At 34.9% G+C, this 3,112-nt stretch carries 2 protein-coding genes and 2 pseudogenes; 2 read left to right on the top strand and 2 right to left on the bottom strand.

Features of this window, described 5'->3' with window-relative positions:
- Positions 1 to 432: 432 nt before the first annotated feature.
- Positions 433 to 662 (bottom strand): annotated as a pseudogene (locus MUB24_RS22815) (DUF1801 domain-containing protein); the annotation flags it as partial.
- Positions 663 to 715: 53 nt separating this feature from the next.
- Positions 716 to 1,268 (bottom strand): annotated as a pseudogene (locus MUB24_RS22810) (YdeI/OmpD-associated family protein).
- A 353-nt stretch (positions 1,269 to 1,621) separates the two neighbouring features.
- On the opposite strand from MUB24_RS22810, the gene MUB24_RS22805 reads away from it, so the two are divergent.
- Both MUB24_RS22805 and MUB24_RS22800 read left to right on the top strand, forming a co-directional pair.
- Positions 1,622 to 1,798 (top strand): hypothetical protein, encoded by a 177-nt coding sequence (locus MUB24_RS22805; RefSeq protein ID WP_244708006.1) that lies wholly within the window; start codon positions 1,622 to 1,624, stop codon positions 1,796 to 1,798.
- Between the two features lie 230 nt (positions 1,799 to 2,028).
- Positions 2,029 to 2,721 (top strand): MgtC/SapB family protein, encoded by a 693-nt coding sequence (locus tag MUB24_RS22800; RefSeq protein ID WP_244708008.1) that lies wholly within the window; start codon positions 2,029 to 2,031, stop codon positions 2,719 to 2,721.
- Positions 2,722 to 3,112: the final 391 nt, after the last annotated feature.

Raw genomic sequence — 3,112 nt, 5'->3', positions numbered from 1 at the left:
GTCGATACCAATATTTTACCAAAGAATAGGGTGTTTTTTGTGTTTACTTAATATTTTTTTCAATCAAAAGCCAAGTATGGCAAGGAGTTATGAGTATTTTTTTACTCCGAAACTTGAGTATCTTTGTAAAGTAAACCTAGAAGAACTCTTAATATAGGAGGCCAAACAGGCCAAATAGCGCGATAAACAGGTTGATGACTAAATTAGTTCGCAAGATCCACATTTATTTTCAAATTCAAACGGATATGATTGCAGCGGCTTTTTTAGAGTCCACATCCACATTACCTAGTTCGGTATAAACCCCAACCACTATTATTTGTGAGTAAAATTTTACACATAGGGTGCTAACCAGGGCTTTTTTCATTACTGTACCTTATAAATATAGGGTAATCGGATAGAATCATAAATCGGCTAATTTTTTGCGTAAAAGAATCACTGATTCGGATAGGTTTCTTTCAAAAACATTACAGACTGTTTAATTAATTCCTTTAATACTTAATATCTGTTACCTTGTTGATATACACACAAGCTTTTCCTGTTGTGTGTTTTCCAAAATCCTTTAATAATTTGTCTCGTTGGGTGTCACCCGTTGCAAAATATAAACTGATTTTAGCTTTTCGAGGTGAAAAGCCAACTAACGGCGCATCGCCTTCGTGCCCAGATTCAATGCGATTTAATTCTTCTTTTGACGGTATAAATCGAATGATTTATACCCCTATGACAGGATATCAATCATTTGTTGATGGTGTTTTTCACGTGTCTTTTGTTGTCTGGTAGAAAAGATGTAGCGCGCCAGGTTTTTGGTAACTAGGTGTTAAGTTCTGAAAAAATGTAAGCACATCTGGGTATCATCTAATAATGATTCGATATCTTTGACATTAGACCCATAATCTGCAACACGCTAGCTAGCTGGTAATGAATTCTTTACTTTACTTTCCTTTTCTCACGTTTTAATCTAACGATAGTGAAGACACCATCCATACTTACCATACGTGAGAACTTAATATCGCTATGAGCAATATACCCATCTTCATCTAAATAAGTTTGATAGTGCGTATTGCCTTTTTTTCGGATAAGCAAAAAATAAATAACCATTATTTTGTAATAGCTGGTTATGGATGATTCGATGTGTGTACACTACCATTTCATCAATAGTTTCTACAAAAATGATAATAGCATCATGGTGTTTGTCAAATATCGTCGCTCGGTTAGTTGATAACGGTCATGTTTGTGTACTTCTCGAGATTCAATTTATCAAAAACAGTCATAACTTCCTCCTTCATTTTAGTTTAGTATATCATTTTATGGGCTACCTAAAAAACTTTGGCTAACGCCCACCGAAATTCAATCTTCGGATAATCGTGTAGAAAGATAAAAGCCTTTTTGTGAGGGCTTTATCTACATCTATGTTTTTTTATGAAATCATCTACTAAATCATGGTTCGTTTTACTTTCTTCTTCCGTTTCATCAGGAGCACTGGCAAAAACACCATTTGTTCTATTTTCCATTGGATTCTACGATTATTTATCTACTAATTCCCCATTGCATCTTTGCAAATCTTATTCATTTACCAATCCTTTCTACATATATATTATCAATCCATTTATAGTAGGTGAAAATTATGCTCGCACAATTTGGACTTTTTATTGCGGTAATTATGGCTGTTTATTTATTTTCTTATTCCTATATAGAAGCGTTGCGCATATCGAATGCAGAAGACAAAGTCTATGGAGGAACCTTTATCTTTTCCACTATTATGGCTTTTGTTTTTTCAGGATTAACCTATCTTTTCATATAAACTAAAAACAATAGTATACATTCAATGACGATGTATCACATTTTATCCTTTCAAAAAGTATTTCTCCCATCCTGATTTCTATATAGGAGGGAGTTTATTTAATGGAAATTGTATCTTCCATTAAAAGACTCTGATATTGGTTTACATATTTTCTATAACTTGGTTTTTTGTAATGAAAGTATGATACTATCATTTTAAACCTGAAACGTTTAGAGGAGAGAGTTATTTTGTTGAACTTCATAGATTCAGAACTTTTGATTAAATTGGTTGTATCAGCATTACTCGGATTAGTCATTGGATTAGAAAGAGAATTAAAAAGCAAACCACTCGGATTAAAAACAAGTCTTGTGATTTCAATTATTAGTTGTTTACTAACAATTGTATCGATAGAGTCGGCATACATCCTTCCCGGTAGAGAGGATATCATGATTCGAATGGATCCGCTCCGTTTGGCCGCGCAAATTGTTTCTGGAATTGGTTTTTTGGGTGCTGGTGTAATCTTAAGAAGAGGAAATGATCATATATCAGGCTTAACAACTGCCGCAATGGTATGGGGGGCCGCCGGCATTGGGATTGCTGTTGGAGCAGGGTTTTATGTGGAGGCAGTTACTGGAGTGGTCCTTCTAATTATCAGTGTAGAACTCATCCCTTTTGCGCTTGTTAAAATCGGACCTAAAAGTTTGTCTAAAAGGGACCTGATTTTAAAAATCACCGTTTCTAGTCAAGAAAGCCTTGAGAAAATTATAGAGAAAGTGCAAAAGGAAAAAATTTCTGTCACACATATTCGAATTAAAGATATTAAAGATAATTCCATGCATATGCTTGAGCTAAAAACGAAAGTGAGTAGTAAACGCCCGGTTACAGATATTTACTATACCATATCCAAAATGAAGGATGTCTACGCGATTGAAATTGTCAGTTAAACAAGAGTATCCTTAAGTAAAAAATTATTCACTGAGACATTCGTTCAGTGGGAAGAGCGTTCCACGGAAGTGTAATGGTTGAGCTGTGAACCCGCTGCATATACTAGCCTATCTTCTTATCCTTCCTTGAGGTAATTGCGATGTCTCGCACCTCAAGTGAGACAAGGGGATAAGGAGGGACCAGAATTTATTTTCCCCAAAAATGTGACGGTATAATGCACTTTTAAGAGAAGGGAATGGAAAAAATTCGAAAATCCACCCCAAAATGCAAAAAAACAGATGAAACCTTGCCCTATAAGGTTTAAAATAGTTAGTAACCAAAAAACCATTAAACCGAGGGGGTTCATCTGTATGGCTATTATACCACAAATGAATTTGTTTTCGTGGACAG

It is taken from the genome of Lederbergia sp. NSJ-179 (assembly GCF_022867885.1).
In the GTDB taxonomy this organism is placed as follows: Bacteria; Bacillota; Bacilli; order Bacillales; family Bacillaceae_C; genus Lederbergia.
Note: the sequence above shows the minus strand (reverse complement) of the source record. Positions and strands in the feature narration are given on the sequence as shown.

Bases quoted from the DNA above. Each gene is read 5' to 3' on its own strand.
- MUB24_RS22805 (WP_244708006.1), top strand. From the start codon at position 1,622: ATGCTCGCACAATTTGGACTTTTTATTGCGGTAATTATGGCTGTTTAT.